General features: G+C 62.4%; 20 protein-coding genes. 13 read left to right on the forward strand and 7 right to left on the reverse strand.

Annotated elements, in window-relative coordinates; genetic code table 11:
* Positions 1 to 20 precede the first annotated feature (20 nt).
* The 3 genes from dgcA to G7016_RS09765 are packed head-to-tail and all read right to left on the reverse strand — an operon-like array spanning position 21 to position 3,665.
* The gene (dgcA, locus tag G7016_RS09755) at positions 21 to 2,081 is read right to left on the reverse strand and encodes a dimethylglycine demethylation protein DgcA (RefSeq protein WP_181113440.1); all 2,061 of its coding nucleotides are present in this window, start codon (positions 2,079 to 2,081) and stop codon (positions 21 to 23) included.
* Between the two features lie 15 nt (positions 2,082 to 2,096).
* Entirely contained in the window at positions 2,097 to 2,627 is a 531-nt protein-coding gene (locus G7016_RS09760) for a DUF5943 domain-containing protein (protein WP_181113443.1), read from the reverse strand.
* Between the two features lie 60 nt (positions 2,628 to 2,687).
* A complete protein-coding gene (locus G7016_RS09765) occupies positions 2,688 to 3,665 on the reverse strand; it encodes a dipeptidase (protein ID WP_181113969.1) in 978 nt (325 codons plus the stop codon).
* 273 nt (positions 3,666 to 3,938) lie between these two features.
* Between G7016_RS09765 and G7016_RS09770 the strand changes: the two genes are divergently transcribed.
* Both G7016_RS09770 and G7016_RS09775 read left to right on the forward strand, forming a co-directional pair.
* On the forward strand, positions 3,939 to 4,367 hold the full coding sequence (locus tag G7016_RS09770; RefSeq protein WP_181113447.1) for a lysozyme inhibitor LprI family protein: 429 nt from the start codon (positions 3,939 to 3,941) through the stop codon (positions 4,365 to 4,367).
* 145 nt (positions 4,368 to 4,512) lie between these two features.
* Complete coding sequence (locus tag G7016_RS09775) at positions 4,513 to 5,262, forward strand: hypothetical protein (RefSeq protein WP_181113450.1); 750 nt, start codon at positions 4,513 to 4,515, stop codon at positions 5,260 to 5,262.
* Between the two features lie 151 nt (positions 5,263 to 5,413).
* Here the strand turns inward: G7016_RS09775 and G7016_RS09780 are convergent, their stop codons facing one another.
* Positions 5,414 to 6,346, reverse strand: a complete 933-nt coding sequence (locus G7016_RS09780) for a GlxA family transcriptional regulator (protein ID WP_181113452.1) — start codon at positions 6,344 to 6,346, stop codon at positions 5,414 to 5,416.
* A gap of 163 nt (positions 6,347 to 6,509) precedes the next feature.
* On the opposite strand from G7016_RS09780, the gene G7016_RS09785 reads away from it, so the two are divergent.
* From G7016_RS09785 to G7016_RS09805, 5 genes are all read left to right on the forward strand, one after another.
* Entirely contained in the window at positions 6,510 to 7,448 is a 939-nt protein-coding gene (locus tag G7016_RS09785) for a choline ABC transporter substrate-binding protein (RefSeq protein WP_181113454.1), read from the forward strand.
* 61 nt (positions 7,449 to 7,509) lie between these two features.
* Positions 7,510 to 8,406 carry a BKACE family enzyme gene (locus G7016_RS09790; protein WP_181113456.1) on the forward strand — a complete coding sequence of 299 codons (897 nt, stop codon included), beginning with the start codon at positions 7,510 to 7,512 and terminating at the stop codon, positions 8,404 to 8,406.
* 3 nt (positions 8,407 to 8,409) lie between these two features.
* Positions 8,410 to 9,375, forward strand: coding sequence for an L-carnitine dehydrogenase (locus G7016_RS09795; RefSeq protein WP_181113458.1), 966 nt, complete (start codon positions 8,410 to 8,412; stop codon positions 9,373 to 9,375).
* On the forward strand, positions 9,368 to 9,856 hold the full coding sequence (locus G7016_RS09800) for a thioesterase family protein (RefSeq protein ID WP_181113460.1): 489 nt from the start codon (positions 9,368 to 9,370) through the stop codon (positions 9,854 to 9,856). Before G7016_RS09795 ends, G7016_RS09800 begins: the two co-directional genes overlap by 8 nt.
* A 106-nt stretch (positions 9,857 to 9,962) precedes the next feature.
* Complete coding sequence (locus G7016_RS09805; protein WP_181113462.1) at positions 9,963 to 10,217, forward strand: hypothetical protein; 255 nt, start codon at positions 9,963 to 9,965, stop codon at positions 10,215 to 10,217.
* 49 nt (positions 10,218 to 10,266) lie between these two features.
* Here the strand turns inward: G7016_RS09805 and G7016_RS09810 are convergent, their stop codons facing one another.
* Together G7016_RS09810 and G7016_RS09815 are read right to left on the reverse strand one after the other, a co-directional pair.
* Positions 10,267 to 11,370, reverse strand: coding sequence for a choline metabolism transcriptional regulator GbdR (locus G7016_RS09810; RefSeq protein WP_181113464.1), 1,104 nt, complete (start codon positions 11,368 to 11,370; stop codon positions 10,267 to 10,269).
* A 406-nt stretch (positions 11,371 to 11,776) separates the two neighbouring features.
* Positions 11,777 to 13,153, reverse strand: a complete 1,377-nt coding sequence (locus tag G7016_RS09815; protein WP_181113466.1) for an L-serine ammonia-lyase — start codon at positions 13,151 to 13,153, stop codon at positions 11,777 to 11,779.
* A 429-nt stretch (positions 13,154 to 13,582) separates the two neighbouring features.
* On the opposite strand from G7016_RS09815, the gene G7016_RS09820 reads away from it, so the two are divergent.
* The 6 genes from G7016_RS09820 to betA all read left to right on the forward strand — a co-directional run bounded on the left by G7016_RS09820 (position 13,583) and on the right by betA (position 20,773).
* Positions 13,583 to 14,530: a choline ABC transporter substrate-binding protein gene (locus G7016_RS09820; protein ID WP_181113468.1), complete on the forward strand. Its 948-nt coding sequence runs from the start codon at positions 13,583 to 13,585 to the stop codon at positions 14,528 to 14,530.
* A 64-nt stretch (positions 14,531 to 14,594) separates the two neighbouring features.
* On the forward strand, positions 14,595 to 15,440 hold the full coding sequence (gene choW / locus G7016_RS09825) for a choline ABC transporter permease subunit (protein WP_181113470.1): 846 nt from the start codon (positions 14,595 to 14,597) through the stop codon (positions 15,438 to 15,440).
* Positions 15,437 to 16,672, forward strand: a complete 1,236-nt coding sequence (choV, locus tag G7016_RS09830; protein WP_181113472.1) for a choline ABC transporter ATP-binding protein — start codon at positions 15,437 to 15,439, stop codon at positions 16,670 to 16,672. The genes choW and choV overlap by 4 nt, the downstream gene beginning before the upstream one ends.
* A gap of 151 nt (positions 16,673 to 16,823) precedes the next feature.
* Positions 16,824 to 17,423, forward strand: coding sequence for a transcriptional regulator BetI (gene betI, locus G7016_RS09835; protein WP_181113474.1), 600 nt, complete (start codon positions 16,824 to 16,826; stop codon positions 17,421 to 17,423).
* A 74-nt stretch (positions 17,424 to 17,497) separates the two neighbouring features.
* Positions 17,498 to 18,970, forward strand: a complete 1,473-nt coding sequence (betB, locus tag G7016_RS09840) for a betaine-aldehyde dehydrogenase (RefSeq protein WP_181113476.1) — start codon at positions 17,498 to 17,500, stop codon at positions 18,968 to 18,970.
* Positions 18,971 to 19,045: 75 nt separating this feature from the next.
* Positions 19,046 to 20,773, forward strand: a complete 1,728-nt coding sequence (betA, locus tag G7016_RS09845; protein WP_181113478.1) for a choline dehydrogenase — start codon at positions 19,046 to 19,048, stop codon at positions 20,771 to 20,773.
* Between the two features lie 26 nt (positions 20,774 to 20,799).
* On the opposite strand, the gene serB is transcribed toward betA, so the two are convergent.
* Entirely contained in the window at positions 20,800 to 22,005 is a 1,206-nt protein-coding gene (gene serB / locus G7016_RS09850; RefSeq protein WP_181113480.1) for a phosphoserine phosphatase SerB, read from the reverse strand.
* Positions 22,006 to 22,104: the final 99 nt, after the last annotated feature.

Genomic DNA, 22,104 nt, shown 5'->3' on the forward strand with positions numbered 1-22,104 from the left:
CCTACAGGGGGTGTTGTGCCTTAGAAGTCCTTGCACAGGCGCAGGGCGTCGTACAGGGCGGCGTGCACGTTGCGCTGGGCTACGCAGTCGCCGATCCGGAACAGCAGGTAGCCCTCGCCCGGCTGGCTGAGCGACGGTTGCGGTTCGATGGCGAACAACGCTTCCACGTCGATCTGGCCTTTATTGCGCGAGCCTTCCTTCAAGCCGTAATACAAGGCTTCGTCTGGCCGCACGCCGTTCTCGATCACCACCTGGTCCACCACGCGCTCTTCCTTCGCGCCGGTGTATTCGTTCTCCAGCAGTGCGATCAGCTTGTCCCCCTCGCGGTAGACCTTTTCCAGCATCAGGTCGCCGGTCATGATCACTTCCTTGGGGTACAGGCTGCGGTAGTACGTAGGGAAGGTGGTACCCCCCATGGCCACGCCGGGCTTGATGTCGTCCGTGACGATTTCTACCTGGCTGCCTTTGTCGGCCAAAAAGTCGGCCGCGGACATGCCGGTAAACTCGCAGATGGTGTCGTACACCAGCACGTTCTTGCCCGGCGCTACCTTGCCGTCAAGGATGTCCCAGCTGCTGACCACCAGCCCTTCTTCCGCGCCCCAGTGCTCGTTCTGCTCCATGAATGGGTGGCCACCGTTGGCCAGCACAATCACGTCCGGGCGCAGGTCCATGATGGTGTCGATATCGGCCGCGGTGCCCAGGCGCAGGTCCACGTTCAGGCGGGCCAGCTCCAGCTGGAACCACCGGGTAATGCCGGCGATCTGGTCGCGCTGAGGGGCCTTGGCGGCGATGGTGATCTGGCCGCCGATCTGCTCTTTCTTCTCGAACAGGGTCACGTCATGGCCCCGCTCGGCGGAGACACGCGCGGCCTCCATGCCTGCCGGGCCTGCGCCCACCACCACAACCTTGCGGCGTGGCCCGGTGCTTTTCTCGATGATGTGGGGCACGCCCATGTATTCACGGGAGGTGGCAGCATTCTGAATGCACAGCACGTCCAGCCCTTGATACTGGCGGTCGATGCAGTAGTTGGCGCCCACGCATTGCTTGATCTGGTCTATCTGCCCCATCTTGATCTTGGCGATCAGGTGCGGGTCGGCGATATGCGCGCGGGTCATGCCCACCATATCCACATAGCCGCCTTCCAGAATCCGCGTTGCCTGGTTCGGGTCCTTGATGTTCTGTGCGTGCAGTACCGGCGCTTTCACCACCTCCTTGATGCCGGCTGCCAGATGCAGGAACGGCTCGGGTGGGTAGCTCATGTTGGGGATAACGTTGGCCAGTGTGTTATGGGTGTCACAGCCCGAGCCCACTACCCCGAAGAAGTCGACCATGCCGGTGGCGTCGTAGTAGGCCGCGATCTGCTTCATGTCTTCATGGCTGAGGCCATCGGGATGGAATTCATCACCGCAAATGCGCAGGCCCACGCAGAAATCATCGCCCACTTCGGCACGCACGGCCTTGAGCACTTCCAGGCCGAAGCGCATGCGGTTTTCGAAGCTGCCACCCCACTCGTCGGTGCGCTTGTTGACCCGGGGGCTCCAGAACTGGTCGATCATGTGCTGGTGCACGGCTGAAAGCTCCACGCCGTCGAGCCCGCCCGCCTTCGCTCGGCGCGCAGCTTGGGCGTAGTTGCCGATCACCCGCTGGATCTCTTCCGGCTCGATGGTCTTGCAGGTGGCGCGGTGCACAGGCTCGCGGATGCCGGACGGCGACATCAAGGTAGGCCAGTGTTCCCCATCCCAACGCGAGCGTCGGCCCATGTGGGTGATCTGGATCATGATCTTGGCGCCGTGTTTGTGCATGGCGTCGGCGAGGTTCTGGAAATGCGGGATGATCCTGTCGGTGGACAGGTTTACCGACTTCCACCAGCCCTGCGGGCTATCGATGGCAACGCTGGACGACCCACCGCAAATGGCCAGGCCGATGCCGCCCTTGGCCTTTTCTTCGTAATACTTGATGTAACGCTCGGTGGTCATGCCGCCGTCGGTGGCATACACCTCGGCGTGCGCCGTACTCAGTACGCGGTTGCGGATCGTCAGTTTGCCGATCTGGATCGGCTGGAACATCGCTTCGAACGCCATTTGCTTTCTCCGACCCTAGCGCGGCTTGACTACGAACAGCCCGTCGTCGTGACCTTCTTCGGCACCGCTGTACACCTGCTCGGCCACGGTGCGCAGTTCACTGCCACGGGCGGCAAGAATCTGGTCCATGGCGCCAGCGAACCAGCCGGTGAACATGTAATCCACCTTGCGGCCAACCTTGCCGTACACGTACACAAAGCAGGAGTGCTCCAGCTTCACGCTGGCGGTGCCTTGCTCCAGGTCAATGTCCTGGATCTTGAACAAGCCCCAGCCGCGTTGGCTCAGGCGCTTCATGTAGTGCTCGAATACCGCTACGCCTTCCAGGCCGTGGCATTCGGCTTCCTTCTCGCACCAGTGCCAGGCCGACTTGTAACCCGCCTTATAAAGGATTTCGGCGTAGGCATCGGCGCCGAGTACTTCCTCGATGCCCATGTGGTTATTGACGAAGAAATGGCGGGGCACATAGAGCATGGGCAGGGCATCGCTGGTCCAGACGCCGGTTTCGCTGTCGACTTCGATGGGTAATTCAGGGGCGTGCTTGGCCATGGAACTTAACTCCAGTCAAAAAAGTTGCTATCAATCGTGATCAGCGGTGTAGCCGTACCGCTATTCGCCCCAGACGTCGGCCAACACGTTCATCCAGTTTTCGCCCATGATCTTGCGAACCACCCGCTCGCTGTGCCCGCGCGTGAGCAGCGTTTCGGTCAGGTTGGGGAATTCACCCACGGTGCGGATGCCCAGCGGGTTGATGATCTTGCCGAAGTTGGTCAGGCGGCGGGCGTAGCCCTTGTCGTGGGTGAGGTACTCGAAGAACTCCTGCCCATGCCCCTGGGTGAAGTCGGTGCCGATGCCGATGGCATCCTCGCCTACGATGTTCATCACGTATTCGATGGCTTCGGCGTAGTCGTCGATGGTGGAATCGATGCCCTTGGCCAGGAACGGCGCGAACATGGTCACGCCCACGAAGCCACCGTGGTCGGCGATGAACTTCAGCTCCGCGTCAGACTTGTTGCGGGGATGCTCCTTCAGGCCCAGCGGCAGGCAGTGGGAATAAGTGACTGGCTTCCTGGATTCCAGGATCACTTCTTCCGATGTTTTCGAGCCCACGTGGGACAAGTCGCACATGATGCCAACGCGGTTCATCTCGGCGACCACTTCGCGGCCGAAGCCCGACAGCCCGCCATCGCGCTCGTAGCAGCCAGTGCCTACCAGGTTCTGGGTGTTGTAGCAGAGCTGCACGATGCCCACGCCAAGCTGCTTGAAGATTTCCACGTAGCCGAGCTGGTCCTCGAACGCATGGGCGTTCTGGAAGCCGAACAGAATGCCGGTCTTGCCTTGCTCCTTGGCGCGACGGATATCGGCGGTGGTGCGTACCGGCATCACCAGGTCGCTGTTTTCACGGATCAGCTTCTGGCTGGCGGCAATGTTGTCGCAGGTGGCCTTGAAACCTTCCCATACCGACACCGTGCAGTTGGCGGCGGTAAGGCCGCCTTTGCGCATGTCCTCGAACAACTCGCGGTTCCACTTGGCGATGATCAGCCCGTCGATGACGATGCTGTCGGCGTGCAGTTCGGCCGGGCTCAAAGCTGGGCTCATCAGGCTGTCCCCTTGTCAGCGGTACGCCAGATCGTTTGCCGGCGCTTTGGGGGCCAGCATATGCCCCCGCGCCTGCGGGCCCGGATGCAAAAGCGACCGATCAAATGCCAAAAGCGTCAAGGTGGCCCGTACCCGGCCAAAGCAGGCCACATGCAGGGCTGTACAGCGCTTCTGAACATGAAATCCATCCCCCTGGCTGTTCAGCAGGCGGAGGTTGAGCCAGAATCCGTGAATCTTTTCGCACGGCCCAGGGGCGTGGTAATGAAATCGTGGTTATGGATACTGGCGTTCATCGCCGTGGGTGCTCAGGCGGCCGACGAAGACGGCCCTACGCCGTGCGACAACGTGGAAACCAGCCAGCAGAGCCTGGATTGCTCGGTCTATAACCGAAAAACCGCAGAGGCTGAGCTCAACGATGCCTACAACGGCCTGAACGCCCGTGTCAGTGCGCAATATGGCGACCAGCCAGCTGTGCTCAAGGAGTACCTGGCCAAGGTGAAAGCCGCCCAGGACCTGTGGCACAAGCTGCGCGACGCCGACTGCGCCGTGGAAATACTGGAAGCCGACAAGGACGGCACGTCCAGCCAGACCGCGCTCAACGATTGCATGGCCCAACGCAGCGACGAGCGCAGCGAGTACCTGCAAACCATCGGCACCCAGGGCGACGAAAACGACGCGCCCGATCAGTGATCGAACCTCCCCCGGCCATACCTGTTGGCCGGAAAGCCTTGCCTGTTATCTCCATTCTTCGTTCCCATCATAGTGCACGCCGGTCCCCGCCGAGGGCGGCCGTCACTCAACGGGGCATTCGCCTCCCTGCACAAGGAACGTAATAATGGCTGACGACACCGTCAGGGAAGCATTTGTAGATGGGCTGCAAGTGCCCAAAACCCACGTCGAAGCCGCTATCGATGCGCTGAGGAAAGAAGGCAGGGAGCGAGTACTGCTCATCGGCAATACTGTCTGTATCTTCGCCAAGGACGTGCCAGCCATCGTAGCCGAGGATGTAGCGGCCAGCATGCGACTGATGGGGCTGGCGTCCGAAAAAGTCTTCAACAAGGAAACCCAGCAACAAGAGTGGTACAACTTCTACACCTCTGGGTTGACGAAGCTGGGCTGGAACATGACGGGCGCGGCGCACACCGAAGCAGCGATGGAGCAGGAGAAGTCCACCCTTGCGCAGGTGGCAGTAAGCCTCATTGCTCGGGAGCTGAGCCCAGGCCATCGCATGACGCGCTGCCTGGGCCGAGGCTTCCGTGCCATTGCCCACGCGCCGAAGGCCAACCGCATGTTCGAGCACAGCTCCACCAGTATGTCGGGCAAGTCGAGCACCTTTCAGGCCGTGGATTGCGAAATGAGCCCGCAAGGCATACCACTCATGCACATGAAAAGCTTCCAGATCGTCTACGACCGCACGGTAACCGTTGGCGACCCGGTGAACCGGGAGTTCGAGAAAGCGTCCACTCGTGTGTATCACGCTTCACAACAAGGCACGTTCAGCGTTCGGACCTTCGAAGGCCAGCGCAACAGAGTCCGCCAGAAACTGGCATCCCAAGTCGATGACCTCCTGGACCTGGGTATCTGACGCCCCCTCGCAAAGCACCAGTGGCCCTGCTGTTGGTGCTGCGGCGGGAACGCGAAGACGACTGAGCGACTCACGCTGCACGTTATCTAAAAACGCTCAGATGGCTGCGGGCCACTGCCGATGACCCGTTCGCCGTAGGGCAGAACCATAGCTACAGTCGATCCTCACGCGGCGGCCGACCAAACCGCGCCTTGTAACGCCGGGTGAAATAGGACGGCAACTCGAAGCCACAGGCAATGCTTACCTCGGTTACGCTCATGTCGGTTTGCCGAAGCAATTGGCGGGCTTTTTCCAGGCGTATACCCAGATAAAAGCTGCTGGGCGTTTCCTGCAAATGCAGCCGAAACAGCCGTTCCAGCTGGCGCCGCGTAACACCCGCGCAGTCAGCCAGTGCCAGCGTGCTCAGCGGGGTTTCAATGCGCTGCTCCATGGCCCCGATGGCCTGCACCAGCTTGCGGTTGCGCGTACCGTAGCGCGACGCCACCGCCATGCGCTGGTGATCCTGGCGTGGCCGGATCCGCCCCAGCACGAACTGTTCGGACACTTCGATGGCCAACTCACTCCCGTGGGCCTGGGCGATCAGGTCCAGCATCAGGTCGATCGAGGCGGTGCCACCGGCGCAGGTGATAATACGGCCATCGATCTCGAAGAGTTCCTGCGTGGCTTCGATGGTCGGCCAGCGCTCCCTGAAGGCATCCAGCGCCTCCCAGTGCAAGGTCACCCGGGCCGTATCGACTACCCCGGTGGCCGCCAGCACAAAGGCGCCAGTATCAATACCGCCAAGCGTGCCGCCCTGCGCCGCAATCCGGCGCAACCATCCCCGCAAGGGCAGCGACACGCTTTTCAGTGGGTCAAAGCCGGCAATCACAAACACGCGCGCGGGTGCGAGCAACTCACTCAAGCCACCATCCACGTTCACCGACATGCCATTGCTGGCCAATACCGCCCCGCCATCCAGGCTAAGCACTTCCCACTTGTAAAGCCCCGGGCGGAAGCGATTGGCGACTCGCAGGGGCTCGATCGCGCTGATGAAACCCAGCGCCGAAAAACCAGGCAGCAGCAAAAAATGGAACACTTCAGGCATCGGCTCGGCTCCGCGGGTATGGCCTGGTTAATAACGCGGCGGTCGACGGCGTGCAACTCCCCGTCGCCACAGTGCGCTTGCCGCTGCGCCTGCGGGGGTAACCTCTCGCTCAAGGTGCACAGACACCCCTACCTATAAATGCCCTGCCAGAGGAACTACCGCCATGAAGAGGTTGATCCGCTGCTGTCTGCTGATGCTTACCGCTACCACTATTCCCCTCACCCAAGCCGCAGAGCCGGAGAGCTGCAAGAATGTGCGCCTTGGCGTGGTGAACTGGACCGATGTAATCGCCACCAGTGGCATGGCCCAGGTGCTGCTGGATGGGCTGGGGTATGAAACCCGCCAGACCAGCGCCTCCCAACAGATCATCTTCGCGGGGATTCGCGATCAACGCCTGGACCTGTTCCTGGGGTACTGGAACCCGCTGATGACCGCTACCCTCACGCCATTCGTGGAGCAGAAGCAGGTGCGCGTACTGCAAGCGCCTAGCCTGGCGGATGCCCGCGCCACGCTGGCGGTGCCGACCTACCTGGCCGATCAGGGGCTTAAAAGCTTCAGCGATATCGCTCGTTTCAAAACGCAACTGGGCGGCAAGCTCTATGGCATCGAACCGGGCTCGGGCGCCAACACCCAGATCAAGCAGATGATCGCCAGCAACCGCTTCGGCCTGGGGGATTTCCAGCTGGTGGAATCCAGCGAGGCCGGGATGCTCTCGGCGGTCAGCCGGGCGGTTAAGCGCAAGGAAGCCGTAGTGTTCTTCGGCTGGGCCCCGCACCCCATGAATGTGAACCTGGACATGACGTACCTCAGCGGCAGCGAGAACGCCCTCGGCCCGAATGAAGGGCAAGCGACCGTGTGGACCGTCACCGCGCCCGACTACGCCAGCCGCTGCCCCAACGTGGACCGCTTGCTGACCAACCTCACCTTCAGCGCCGCCGACGAAAGCCGGATGATGCAGCCGATCCTCGACCACAAGGATCCGCTCGATGCCGCGCGCCAGTGGCTCAAGGACCACCCCCAGGACCGCAGCCGCTGGCTCCAGGGTGTGACCACCTTTGACGGCAAGCCCGGCGACAGCAACCTGCGCCTCACCGCCAACTGACCCTGCTCCTGCCTATGTGCTGACTTCAGCGCACGGGCAGGCTCGTCTCAAGGAAAATGCCATGAACCACGACGTGATTATCACCTGTGCCCTTACCGGCGCAGGCGACACCACCGGCAAAAGCCCCTTTGTGCCCGTAACCCCCAAGCAGATAGCCGAAGCGGCGGTAGAGGCTGCCAAGGCGGGCGCCACGGTGGTCCATTGCCATGTGCGCGACCCACATACCGGGCGCTTCAGCCGTGATGTGTCGCTGTACCGAGAATTGATGGAGCGCATCCGCGAAGCGGACGTGGATATCATCGTCAACCTCACCGCGGGCATGGGCGGCGACCTGCAGATCGGCCCGGGCGAACAGCCCATGGAATTCGGCCCTGATACCGACCTGGTGGGGCCGTTGACCCGGCTCGCCCACGTAGAAGCGCTGTTGCCGGAAATCTGTACGCTCGATTGCGGCACCCTGAATTTCGGCGACGGCAACAGCATTTATGTGTCCACGCCCGATCAGCTTCGCGCTGGAGCGCGGCGGATCACCGAGCTCGGCGTGAAAGCCGAACTGGAGATTTTCGACACCGGCCACTTGTGGTTTGCCAAACAAATGATCGCCGAAGGGCTGCTGGACGATCCGCTGTTCCAGCTGTGCCTGGGCATTCCCTGGGGCGCCCCGGCGGACACCACCACGATGAAAGCCATGGTGGACAACATCCCCGTCGGTGCGACCTGGGCCGCGTTCGGCATTGGCCGTATGCAAATGCCCATGGCGGCACAAGCGGTGCTGCTCGGCGGCAACGTGCGCGTGGGGCTGGAAGACAACCTGTGGCTGGAAAAAGGCGTGCTGGCTACCAATGGCCAGTTGGTGGAGCGGGCCGCAGAGATCCTTACCCGCCTGGGCGCCCGCGTACTCACGCCGGCCCAGGGGCGCGCAAAGATGAAGCTCGCTCGCCGCGGCGAAGGGGTATAAGCCATGGAACTCATCACTGAGGTAAAAACCTTTGCCGCACTGGGCGGTGGCGTGATCGGGAGTGGCTGGGTAGCCAGGGCGCTGGCCCACGGCCTTGATGTGATCGCCTGGGATCCCGCGCCCAACGCCGAAGCAAATCTGCGCCAGCGAGTCGCCAACGCCTGGCCGGCGCTGGTAAAGCAAGGCCTCGCACCGGGCGCCTCGCCCGCCAAGCTGCGCGTGGTAGACAGCATTGAAGCCTGCGTGGCCGACGCCGACTTTATCCAGGAAAGCGCGCCCGAACGGCTGGAACTGAAACTTGAACTGCACGCTGCCATCAGCGCAGCGGCAAAGCCTCTGGCCATCATTGCGTCCAGCACTTCTGGCCTGTTGCCCAGCGACTTCTATGCCAGCGCCCTGCACCCTGAGCGCTGCCTGGTCGGGCATCCGTTCAATCCGGTTTATTTGCTGCCGCTGGTAGAGGTGGTCGGCGGCCAGCACACGGTGCCCGAAGCGATCGAAGCAGCACAAAGCATTTATCGCAGCCTGGGCATGCGCCCCCTGCATGTGCGCAAAGAGGTGCCAGGGTTTATCGCCGACCGGTTGCTTGAAGCGCTATGGCGTGAAGCCTTGCATCTGGTCAATGACGGCGTGGCTACCACAGGGGAAATCGACGACGCGATCCGCTTTGGCGCCGGGCTGCGCTGGGCCTTCATGGGCACCTTCCTCACCTACACCCTGGCGGGCGGCAATGCAGGCATGCGCCACTTCATGCAGCAGTTCGGCCCGGCCCTGCAATTGCCGTGGACGTACCTGTCCGCCCCGCCCCTTACCGAGCGGCTGATCGACGATGTAGTGGACGGCACCTCGGCGCAGCTCGGAGAGCACAGCATCGCCGCGCTGGAGCGTTACCGGGACGATGCCTTGTTAGGTGTGCTGGCGGCCGTGGCACAGGCCAAACACCAACACGGGATCGGCGACCATGAGTGAACCCTGGGTTACCTGGGAAGGCCGCGTGCTGCCTGAATGGACGGACTACAACGGCCATCTGCGCGATGCATACTACCTGCTGGTGTTCAGCTATGGCACCGATGGTTTCATGGACAGTATCGGGCTGGACGCCGACGGCCGCGAGGCCAGCGGCCATTCATTGTTTACGCTCGAATGCCACCTTAACTTTCTTCACGAGGTGAAGCGTGACGAGCCAGTGCAGGTGCATACGCAGCTGCTCGCCCATGACCAGAAGCGGGTATGGCTGTACCACAGCCTGCATCGCCCCGCTGACCCGGAGACACTGGCAGCGAGCGAACAGGTGTTATTGCATGTGGCCCTCGAAGGGCCCAGATCCGCACCGTTTGGAACCAAGGCGCTGAAGCAGTTGGCGATGATGAAGCATCAGCAGCCGAGCCTTTCTCCAGCCCGCTACATCGGCCGAGTGATCACAGCCCCCGGGCTGACGAATCATGGCTGAAAACGACGTGTTCATGCCCGCCCGTGCCACGATTGCGGCTCGCTATTGCAGGCATGGGTAGCGCTGACCACAATCGGGAAAACTCACCGAACGAGAGTACCCGACCATGATGCACGCCGACCTGATCGACCAGGATGACCTGTTGGGAAAATTGCGCGCACTGGGCTTCGAGATGCCCGCGGGGGCCAGTGCGGAACAGGCATGTGAATGCGCTGTGCGTGGGCTGGATGCTCACCGCGCCAAGGCGCTGCGCGGCCTTGTGGAGCAACTGCTGGGTGGCAGCGCGACCATTTTACCGGCCGTGCGCCAGGCTATAGACCGTAACCTGCTGCCCGCGCTGGCACAGTTCGGGCGGGCCTGATCCGCAGTCTCGGCCCTCCTCCTACATTATTAAAGCGGCGCGTTGAGGGCTAAACCCTGACGCTCGCGAACGTGGACTCATTGCGCGCCTGGCTGAGCGCGGCCAACGGGCCGGACAACGGCGCCAGCACCATGGCCTGGGGAATCGGCAGCATGGCCACCTGCTGGGCAGTGTTGGAGCCTGCACGTTCGTCGCGAGGCGGGATACCGAAGTATTCCCGGTAGCATTTGGAGAAGTGAGGCGTGGACACAAAGCCGCACACCGAGGCGACTTCGATGATCGACATCGGGGTTTGCTTGAGCAACTGCCGCGCCCGGATCAAGCGTAGTTTGAGGTAGTAGCGCGACGGCGAACAGTGCAGGTATTTCTGGAACAGCCGCTCCAGCTGGCGGCGAGACACGGACACATACACGGCAAGCTCGTCGAGATCGATCGGCTCCTCCAGGTTGGCCTCCATCAACGCCACGATTTCCTGAAGCTTGGGCTGGTTAGTCCCCAGCATGTGCTTGAGCGGCACGCGCTGATGGTCCTGCTCGTTGCGAATACGCTCATACACGAACATTTCCGAAATGGCGGCTGACAGCTCACGGCCATGATCACGGCTGATCAGGTGAAGCATCATGTCCAGTGGCGCAGTACCGCCGGAGCTGGTGAAACGGTTACGGTCCAGCGTGAACAGGCGGGTGCTCATGGTGGCCCTGGGGAAAGCCTCTTGCATGGCGGCCAGGCATTCCCAGTGAACGCTGCAATCGAAGCCATCCAACAGGCCAGCACAGGCCAGTGCCCAGCTTCCTGTGCATACCGCGCCCAGGCGTCGGGATTGCCGTGCCTGGCTTTGCAGCCAAGTCACGTGCTCGCGGGTGACGGTACGCTGGATGCCAACCCCGCCACACACGATCACGCTGTCCATCACCGGGGCCTGGTGCATCGCGGCGTCCGGGGTGATCTGCAGGCCATCGCTTGCCCACACCTGCCCGCCATCGGCACTCAGGGTGGTCCAGCGATACAGCTCTCGGCCCGAGAGCTGGTTTGCCATACGAAGGGGCTCGACCGCCGAAGCGAGGGAAATCAGCGTGAAATTATCCAGCAGCAAAAAGCCGATGGATTGTGGCGTACGGGTCTGAGGTTGGGCCCCGGAGTTGAACGACATCATCGCGGTATCTCCTCATGCGGAAGGTTGACCCCAGGCTAAGGGTTCTTTTTCTGCAGATAACCGGAGCAATTGCCATGCCGAAAGTTGAATGCGCATTCAATAAAGACTAAAAACGACGTCGCAATCAGTCTAGGGCCGACGTCGCCATTACCGCGCCCGCCACCCACGGCGCGCCGTCACCCACCGGCGTTGAGCACTTCGGTAGCAATGCTCGGCGCAAGCGTGGCCCACCCAGGGAAGCGCTGTCACCCAGGGACGCATCTGCAGCCGCTGAAGGGCGTCTCGACGCGCCAAAAGGCAGCGGCCCGTGGGCTAATGGGCAAAAAACGCGCAGCCTCATGCATTGCACATGGCCATCAACGGGCGCCTGTGCACCTGAGGAGCGCCGCAGGCACACACGCTAGCCTTAACACTCGATAGCACTTACCGCCAAGCCACCCCGGGAGGTTTCCTTGTACTTGTCGTGCATATCGGCACCCGTGTCGCGCATGGTGCGAATAACCCGGTCCAGGGAAATGAAGTGGCTGCCGTCGCCCCGCAGCGCCATTTGCGCGGCATTGATGGCCTTGACTGCGGCAATCGCGTTTCGCTCGATACACGGCACCTGCACCAGCCCGCCCACAGGGTCGCAGGTCAGGCCCAGGTTGTGTTCAAGGCCGATTTCAGCGGCGTTTTCCAACTGCGCCGGGGTAGCCCCAAGCACGTCCGCCAGGCCCGCCGCGGCCATGGCGCAGGCACTACCCACCTCCCCCTGGCAGCCCACTTCAGCGCCGGAAATGGACGCGTTCTTCTTGCAAAGAATTCCCACAGCTGCCGCGGCGAGCAGGAAATTGACCACGTCATCGTCGCTAGGGTGTTCGCTGAATTTCATGTAGTAGTGCAGCACGGCGGGAATGATCCCCGCAGCGCCGTTGGTGGGCGCCGTAACCATCCGGCCACCGGCGGCATTTTCTTCATTCACCGCCAGGGCAAAGAGGTTCACCCATTCCATGGCGGTGAGCGTAGAGCCGATCACGTTGGGCTTGCCCAGCTCCTGCAGGCTTCGGTGCAGCCGCGCGGCGCGGCGGCGTACGTTCAGCCCGCCCGGCAGTACGCCCTCCTCCGCCAAGCCCTGATGCACGCAAGCCTGCATGGCAGCCCAGATGGTCAACAGCCCCGCCCGGATCTCTTCCTCGCTGCGCCACACCTTTTCGTTCTCCAGCATGAGGGCCGAAACGCGCAGGCCGTGCAGCTCGCACAACTCGAGCAGTTGGGCGGCCGTATCGAAATCGTAGGGCAGCTCGGTGGAGTCGTTGTCCAGCCGGCCGGACGCGGCCTGCGCGGCATCCACTACAAACCCGCCACCCACCGAGTAATAGGTTTCTTCCAGCAGCGCCCCCTCGGCGCCTTCCGCCACAAGGGTCATCGCATTGGGGTGATACGGCAGGTTTTCATCGAGCAGGCGCATGTCCCGTTGCCAGTCGAACGCCACCGGGAACTGGCCGTCGAGCATCAGGGGTTCGCCGGCCTTGAGCGCCGCCACCGCAGGCAAGATGGTGTGCGGGGCTACTGTGTCAGGCCAGGCGCCGCTGAGCCCCATGATCACGGCGTTGTCGCTGCCATGGCCAATACCGGTTGCAGACAGCGAACCGTATAGCCGCACTTCCACACGCTTTACCCGGGCAAGCACCTTGAGTTCACGTAAACGCGCGGCGAACAGCGCTGCCGCGCGCATCGGGCCTACGGTATGAGAGCTGGATGGCCCGATGCCGATCTTGAACAGGTCGAACACGCTGATTGCCATGGCCGGCAAACCTCCTGAATGCGCCGTTGAGCGCCGGTTGAAACGGCCGCCAGGCTAGATCGGCAGCCGCCCTTTGGCTGCATCATTCGCCTTTTGCCAGGGCGCGAGGAGTCTGCAACCGACCCAGCCTTGCTCGCCAGCGCCCAGCGCCCTCTCAGGGTTTTACCCGTCCGAACGCGGCTGTAACGGGATTCCGGGGCACGCCGAGGCCGGCCGGTGGCTGGATACGACCTCATCGGTACTGGATACGACCCCCCCTGTACTGGATGCGACCCACCCAGTAGGCGTTTGCCCGGCGCTGTTGGATGATCAAAAGCGTCCCGTTTGAACGGCGCCCTGGCTGGCGCGATTGTCCGCCCTGGCGACAGCGACGGCCCGCACTTCCCATAACGGCATTCGCCGCATAGAAAACACCAAGGAGTCCACCCGATGAGAGCTGCACCATCGCTATTGCTGGCCGCCGCGTTGTGTCTACCGGTGGCCGCCCACGCCGCGGACCCGGCGCAATGCAGCACCGTGAACTTCTCTGATGTCGGCTGGACCGACATCACCGTGACCACCGCGGTGACCAGCGCGGTATTGCAATCATTGGGCTACAAGACCAAAACCACCATGATCTCGGTGCCAGTGACCTACAAGTCGCTGGCGGACGGGAAGAACATGGATGTGTTCCTGGGCAACTGGATGCCCACCATGGAAAACGACATCAAGGCGTACCGCGAGGCCGGCACCGTGGAAACCCTTCGGGCAAACCTGGAAAACGCCAAGTACACCTTGGCCGTGCCCCAGGACCTGTGGGACGCCGGCCTCAAGGATTTCGCCGACTTGCCAAAATTCAAGGACAAGCTCGACGGGAAAATCTACGGCATCGAGCCCGGTAACGACGGCAACCGCTTGATCCAGTCGATGATCGATAAAAACGCCTTCGGCTTGAAAGATGCAGGGTTCAAGATGGTGGAATCCAGCGAGGCGGGCATGCTGGCCCAGGTGGACCGTGCCGAGAAGCGCCACACCGGCATTGTGTTCCTGGGTTGGGAACCACACCCCATGAATACCCGTTTCAAGATCAAGTACTTGACCGGCGGCGACGACTACTTTGGCCCGAACTTCGGCCAGGCCACCATCTATACCAATACCCGCAAGGGGTATGCCGAGCAGTGCCCCAACGTTGGGCAACTGCTGAAAAACCTGTCCTTCACCCTGAACATGGAAAGCGGGCTGATGGGCAATGTGCTGGACGACAAGATGAAGCCAGACGCTGCCGCCAAGGCCTGGCTGAAGAAGAACCCTCAGGTGCTCGACACCTGGCTCGCCGGCGTAACCACGCTCGATGGCAAGCCAGGGCTTGAAGCCGCCAAGGCCAAACTTGCGCAATAACTGCTGAACCTCCGGCAGCCAGCCTGCCGGGAACCGCTCTCCACCGCAGGCAGGTACCGATACCATGCTGACAGACCATAAACTTCCGCTAGGCGAACACATCGCCGCCTTCGTCGACTGGCTGACCCAGCACGGCGCCAGCGTCTTCGACTGGATCGCCTCGACCCTAGAGGCAATGATTCATGGCCTCACGGCCGGGCTCACGTGGTTCCCGCCGCTCGCGCTGGTCGCCATCTTTGCCGGGCTGGCGTACTACATTCAGCGCAAGATCAGTCTCACGATATTCGTCGCCTTGTCATTCCTGCTCATCCTCAACCTGGGGTACTGGCAGGAAACCATGGAAACCCTTGCCCAAGTGACCTTCGCCACCGTGGTGTGCGTCGCCGTTGGGGTACCGCTGGGCATCATTGCGGCCCACCGCCCGCTGTTCTATACCTTCATGCGGCCTGTGCTGGATTTGATGCAGACCGTACCCACCTTCGTTTATCTGATCCCTACCCTCACCCTGTTCGGGCTGGGCGTGGTGCCGGGGCTTATCTCAACGGTGGTGTTCGCCATCGCTGCGCCGATTCGCCTGACCTACCTGGGGATATGCGACGTGCCGCAAGAGTTGATGGACGCTGGCAAGGCTTTCGGGTGTTCGCGCAGGCAGCTGCTATCACGCATCGAGCTGCCCCACGCCATGCCCAGCATCGCCGCCGGGGTAACCCAATGCATCATGCTGTCGCTGTCGATGGTGGTAATTGCCGCCCTGGTAGGCGCAGACGGCTTGGGCAAGCCGGTGGTGAACGCTCTGAACACCGCTGACATTGCCCTCGGTTTCGAAGCGGGCCTGGCGATCGTGCTGCTGGCGATCATGCTGGACCGTATCTGCAAACAACCCGATGTAAAAATCGGAGGTGACGCATGAGCATCATTCGCTTCGAAGACGTAGACGTCGTATTCAGCAAGCATCCAAAGGAAGCGCTCAAGCTGCTGGACGAAGGCCTGAGCCGGCCGGAAATCCTCAAGCGCACCGGCCAGGTGGTGGGGGTGGAGAAAGCCAACCTCGAGGTAAACAAGGGCGAGATCTGCGTACTGATGGGGCTTTCGGGCTCCGGCAAATCGAGCCTGCTGCGCTGCATCAACGGCTTGAACACGGTCAGCCGCGGCAAGCTGTTCGTGGAGCACGAAGGCAGCCAGATCGACATTGCCTCCTGCACCGCCGCTGAACTGAAAATGATGCGCACCAAGCGTATCGCCATGGTGTTCCAGAAGTTCGCCCTCATGCCTTGGCTTACCGTTCGCGAGAACATCAGCTTCGGCCTGGAGATGCAGGCACGGCCTAGCGAAGAACGCCGCCGGCTGGTGGACGAAAAGATCGAGCTGGTGGGCCTGACCCAGTGGCGCAATAAAAAGCCGGACGAACTCTCCGGCGGCATGCAGCAACGAGTGGGGCTGGCCAGGGCATTGGCCATGGATGCCGACATCCTGCTGATGGACGAGCCCTTCTCCGCGCTGGACCCGTTGATTCGCCAAGGCCTGCAGGATGAGCTTCTGGACCTGCAGCGCAAGTTGCAGAAAACCATCGTGTTCGTTAGCCACGACCTGGACGAAGCGCTCAAGCTGGGCAGCCGCATCGCCATCATGAAAGACGGCAAGATCATCCAGTATTCGCGCCCGGAAGAAATCGTGCTCAACCCGGCCGACGATTACGTACGCACTTTCGTGGCCCACACCAACCCGTTGAACGTGCTCTGCGGCCGCAGCCTGATGCGACCATTGTCCGCCTGCAGCCGCCTGGACGGCGAGGTATGCCTGGACCCAGGCAGCAACGCCTGGTTCGGCTTGAGCGAACAGAACACGCTCAAAAGCAGCCGCCTGGGCGATGGCCCGATGGATGTGCAAACCTGGCAACCCGGCCAGCCCGTGGAAAGCCTCGGCCGCCGCCCAACGCTTGTGGGCGCTGAAATCGGTATGCGCGAAGCGCTGGAGATCCGTTACCACACCGGCCACAAGCTGGTGCTACATGAGCAGAACCGTATCGTCGGCATACTCGGAGACACCGAGCTGTATCACGCGCTGCTGGGTAAAAGCCTGGGGCATCCGGCTGAGGCGCCCCCCCTTCATGACGCGGTAGTGCCATTGCGCAAAGCCAATTGACAGGCAGCCGCGGCCCACGCGGTAAACTGCACTCCACCCCAAAAGCGACCCCCGAGGTCGCTTTTGTTATTTGAACGGTCAATCAAAATAAATTAGACTGGCCCCGCTGTTGTCGAGCACTGCTCGTTGCCGGGCCATGAGGAGAGCACCGATGCCAAAGGTGGGAATGCAGCCCATACGTCGCCAGCAACTGATCGAAGCCACCTTGCAGGCGGTGGATCAGGTAGGCATGGCCGACGCCAGTATCGGGGTAATCGCCAAGACCGCCGGCGTGTCCAACGGCATCATCAGCCATTACTTTCAGGACAAGAACGGCCTGATCGCGGCCACCATGGGCTACCTGATGCGTGCCCTGGCAATCAGTGTCGCCGAGCGCCGCCGTGCGCTGGAAGACAACAGCCCCCGGGCGCATTTGCGGGTGATCATCGAAGGCAACTTCGACGCCAGCCAAGTCAACGGCCCGGCAATGAAAACCTGGCTGGCCTTCTGGGCCGCCAGCATGCATCAACCGTCGCTGCACCGGTTGCAGCGGATCAACGACCACCGGCTGTATTCGAACCTGTGCTGCGAGTTTCGCCGGGTTCTGCCCGTGACCCAAGCGCGTAATGCCGCGCGGGGCCTGGCTGCGCTGATCGACGGCCTGTGGCTGCGCGGTGCGCTTTCCGGGGATGCGTTCGATACCGAGCAGGCGCTGCGCATCGCCTATGAATACCTGGACATGCAACTGGCGAAACCCGAGCTCGCCGCCTGAGCTGGCGGGCCGTTTCGCCTTAACCTGGTGCTCCTGCCTGTTGCGGAGCACCCTCGGACACTGCGAGGAACGACATGGCCCGTTTCGGCTTGCAAAAACTTTATATCGACGGCGGCTACGTGGACGCCAGCGGTGACGGCGTCTTCGATGCCATCAACCCGGCAACCGGCGAAGTGCTCGCACAGGTGCAGCGCGCTACTGCGGCAGACGTGGAAAAAGCCGTGGCCAGCGCCGAAAAAGGCCAGAAGGTGTGGGCCGCGATGACCGCCATGGAGCGCTCGCGCATCCTCCGGCGCGCCGTTGATCTGCTGCGTGAACGCAACGATGAGCTTGCCACCCTGGAAACCCTGGACACCGGCAAGGCCTATTCCGAAACCCGCTACGTGGACATCGTGACCGGCGCCGACGTATTGGAGTACTACGCCGGCCTGGTGCCTGCCATCGAAGGCGAGCAGATTCCGCTGCGCGACACCTCCTTCGTCTATACCCGTCGCGAGCCGCTGGGCGTCACCGCCGGTATCGGTGCGTGGAACTACCCGATCCAGATTGCCTTGTGGAAATCCGCGCCGGCACTGGCCGCCGGTAACGCCATGATCTTCAAGCCGAGCGAAGTCACTTCGCTTACCACGCTCAAGCTGGCGGAGATCTTCACCGAAGCCGGCCTGCCCGCCGGTGTGTTCAACGTGCTCACCGGCAGCGGCCGTGAAGTGGGCACCTGGCTGACCGAGCACCCGCGTATTGAAAAGGTGTCGTTCACCGGCGGTACCGACACGGGCAAAAAGGTTATGGCCAGCGCTTCCAGCTCCTCGCTCAAGGAAGTGACCATGGAGCTGGGCGGCAAGTCCCCGCTGATCATCTGCGCAGATGCCGACCTGGACAAGGCCGCGGACATCGCAATGATGGCCAACTTCTACAGCTCGGGGCAGGTCTGCACCAACGGTACCCGTGTCTTCGTGCCAGCCGCGCTCAAGGATGCTTTCGAAGCCAAGGTACTGGAACGCGTGCAGCGTATTCGGGTGGGCGATCCATTGGACGAAGCCACCAACTTCGGCCCGCTGGTGAGCTTCCAGCATATGGAAAGCGTGCTCGGCTATATCGCCAAGGGCAAGGCCGAAGGCGCGCGCTTGCTGTGTGGCGGCGACCGCCTGCAGACCGGTGCCCTGGCCCAGGGGGCCTACGTTGCGCCAACCGTGTTCACCGATTGCACCGACGAGATGACCATCGTGCGCGAAGAGATCTTCGGGCCGGTGATGAGCATCCTTGCCTACAGCGATGAAGACGAAGTGATCCGCCGCGCCAACGACACGGACTTCGGCCTGGCCGCTGGCGTGGTCACACCCGACCTGAACCGCGCCCACCGCCTTATCCATCGCCTGGAAGCCGGTATCTGCTGGATCAACGCCTGGGGTGAATCGCCCGCGCAAATGCCAGTGGGCGGGTACAAACAGTCGGGCGTGGGCCGTGAAAACGGCATTTCGTCCCTGGCCCAGTACACCCGGATCAAATCCGTTCAGGTGGAATTGGGCGACTACGCCTCCGTGTTTTAAACCCTAGTGCTCTGACGCCTGGTGTTCTCCTGCGGCTTGCCTACTTGGCAAGCCGCCGCATCCAAAAGGTGCCCTATGAAAAACGAATACGACTACATCATCATCGGTGCCGGCTCGGCCGGGAACGTACTGGCTACCCGCCTCACCGAAGACGCTGACGTGAGCGTGCTGCTGCTCGAAGCCGGCGGCCCCGATTACCGCGCCGATTTTCGTACCCAGATGCCCGCCGCCCTGGCCTTCCCGCTGCAAGGGCGCCGCTATAACTGGGCCTATGAAACCGACCCCGAACCCCATATGAACAACCGCCGCATGGAATGCGGGCGCGGCAAGGGCCTAGGTGGCTCGTCGCTGATCAACGGCATGTGCTACATCCGCGGCAATGCGCTGGACTACGACGGCTGGGCGCAATTGCCCGGGCTGGGGAACTGGTCATACCTGGACTGCCTGCCCTACTTCCGCAAGGCCGAAACGCGCGACATCGGGCCCAATGACTACCACGGCAGCGACGGCCCGGTGAGCGTTACCACGCCCAAGGCCGGCAACAACCCGCTGTTCGCCGCCATGGTCGAAGCAGGTGTGCAAGCGGGTTACCCGCGCACCGAAGACCTGAATGGCTACCAGCAGGAAGGGTTCGGCCCGATGGACCGCACCGTGACCCCCAAAGGCCGCCGCGCCAGCACCGCCCGCGGCTACCTGGATCAGGCCCGCGCGCGCAAAACGCTGACCATCGTCACCCACGCCCTCACGGACCGCATTCTGTTCGACGGCAAACGCGCCGTGGGCGTGGCGTATTTGCAGGGCGAAGGCACCACGCTTGTGGAAGCCCGGGCTCGCAAGGAAGTGCTGCTGTGCGCTGGCGCGATCGCTTCGCCACAGATCCTTCAGCGCTCCGGCGTTGGCCCCGCGCCGCTGCTCAAGGCAATGGACGTTCCGGTGGTACACGACCTTCCGGGCGTTGGCGAAAACCTCCAGGATCACCTGGAAATGTACCTTCAGTACGCCTGCACCCAACCGGTGTCGCTGTACCCGTCGTTGCTGTGGTGGAACCAACCGGCCATCGGCGCCGAGTGGATGTTCAACGGTACCGGCATTGGCGCAAGCAACCAGTTCGAGGCCGGTGGCTTTATCCGTACCCGTTCGGAATTCGCCTGGCCGAACATTCAGTATCACTTCCTGCCGGTGGCGATTAATTACAACGGCAGCAACGGCGTGAAGGAACATGGCTTCCAGGCGCACGTGGGCTCGATGCGCTCGCCTAGCCGTGGTCGGGTACAGATCAAGTCTCGCGATCCGCGCCAGCACCCCAGCATCCTGTTCAACTACATGGCCACCGAGCAGGACTGGCAGGAATTTCGCGATGGCATTCGCATCACCCGGGAGATCATGGCCCAGCCAGCCCTGGACCCTTACCGCGGCCGCGAAATTTCACCCGGCGCACACCTGCAAAGCGACGAAGAGCTGGACGCTTTCATTCGTGAACATGCGGAAACAGCGTTCCACCCTTCATGCTCCTGCAAGATGGGCACGGACGACATGGCGGTAGTGGATGAGCAGGGCCGCGTGCACGGCATGGAAGGGTTGCGTGTAGTGGATGCGTCCATCATGCCGATCATCACCACCGGCAATCTGAACGCCCCGACCATCATGATCGCCGAGAAAATCGCCGACCGGATTCGCGGCCGCCAGCCGCTGCCACGCAGCACGGCCAGCTACTACGTGGCAGGCGATGCGCCGGTACGGGGCAAGCCGATGCGGCCGATACTGCCCACCGAGCCGGCTAGGGAGCACCCAAGCTTCTCGTAGCAGCAGGGCTTGCCCGCGACCAGGCGCTACAACAACCGGTCTTCCACGCCCAGCAGGTAGAGCACGCCTTCCAGCCCCAGCGTCGAGATGGAATGCTTTGCCGAGGCCTTCACCAGGGGCTTGGCACGGAAGGCCACGCCCAGGCCGGCAATTGCCAGCATCGGCAAGTCGTTCGCGCCGTCCCCTACGGCAATGGTCTGCTCCAGGCTCAAGCCTTCCCGGGCCGCAAGTTCGCGCAGCAGGTCAGCCTTGCGCTGGGCATCCACGATGGGCTCCACCGCCACACCCGTGCATTTGCCGTCTTCCACTTGCAGCTCGTTGGCGTACACGTAGTCGATGCCGAGGCGGGCCTGTACCTGCCGGGCGAAATAGGTGAACCCTCCGGACAGAATGGCCGTCTTGTAACCCAGCCGTTTCAGCCCCGCGAACAACGCCTCGGCGCCGTCGGTGAGGCGCAGCGCGGCACCGATTTCATCCAGTACGCTAACGTCCAGGCCTTTGAGCAGTGCCATGCGCTCTGTGAAGCTCGCGCGGAAGTCGAGCTCGCCACGCATCGCCCGCTCGGTGATGGCCGAAACCTGCTCGCCTACGCCCGCAGCCTTGGCCAGCTCGTCGATCACTTCGGCCTGGATCAGTGTGGAATCCATGTCGAACACAGCCAGCCGGCGATGGCGACGATTGATATCATCCAGTTGCAGCGCGATGTCCACGTTCAAAACGCGTGCGGCTTCCAGGAGCTCGGCGCGCAAGGCCTGGGGGTCGGCTGGCGAGCCCTGCAGGCGAACGTCCACACAACCGTGGGTGGCCGAGGTGGCGCCGTCCAGGTAAGCCGGTGTCGACAGGCGGTCAATGCGCTCCACTTCCAACCCGTGGCTGGCGACAATCCGGGTTACCTCGTGTAGCTGGGCCGCCACAAGGCCATGGGTCAGCACGCTGAGTACATACCTGGGCTGAGCCTGGGCCTGCGCCCAATGGGCATACTCGGGCATGGCCACCGCTTGAATGTGCGCCTGAACACCAAGGCCCGTGCAGGCAGCCTCGAGGCTTGCCTGCAGGGTTTGCGCGGGGGTCACCGTGAGCTCGACCACGGCCGTGAATGCAAGCGCGCCGTGGGTCACGTTCTGGCTGACGTCCAGAAGGCTCGCGCCGCCCTCGGCGAGCACGCCCATCAGTGCGGTGCTCAGCCCTGGCCGATCGCGGCCGGTGATGTTGATCAGGACGAATTCAGGCACGACCCACCTCGGTATTGGCAAAAAAAGCGCATTCTAACCAGTTTCCAGGCCTGGCGGCGCTTTGAACCCCAGGGGTCGGTCGTTATACTGCGCAGCACT

The organism is Pseudomonas japonica (assembly GCF_013522925.1).
In the GTDB taxonomy this organism is placed as follows: domain Bacteria; phylum Pseudomonadota; class Gammaproteobacteria; order Pseudomonadales; family Pseudomonadaceae; genus Aquipseudomonas; species Aquipseudomonas japonica_A.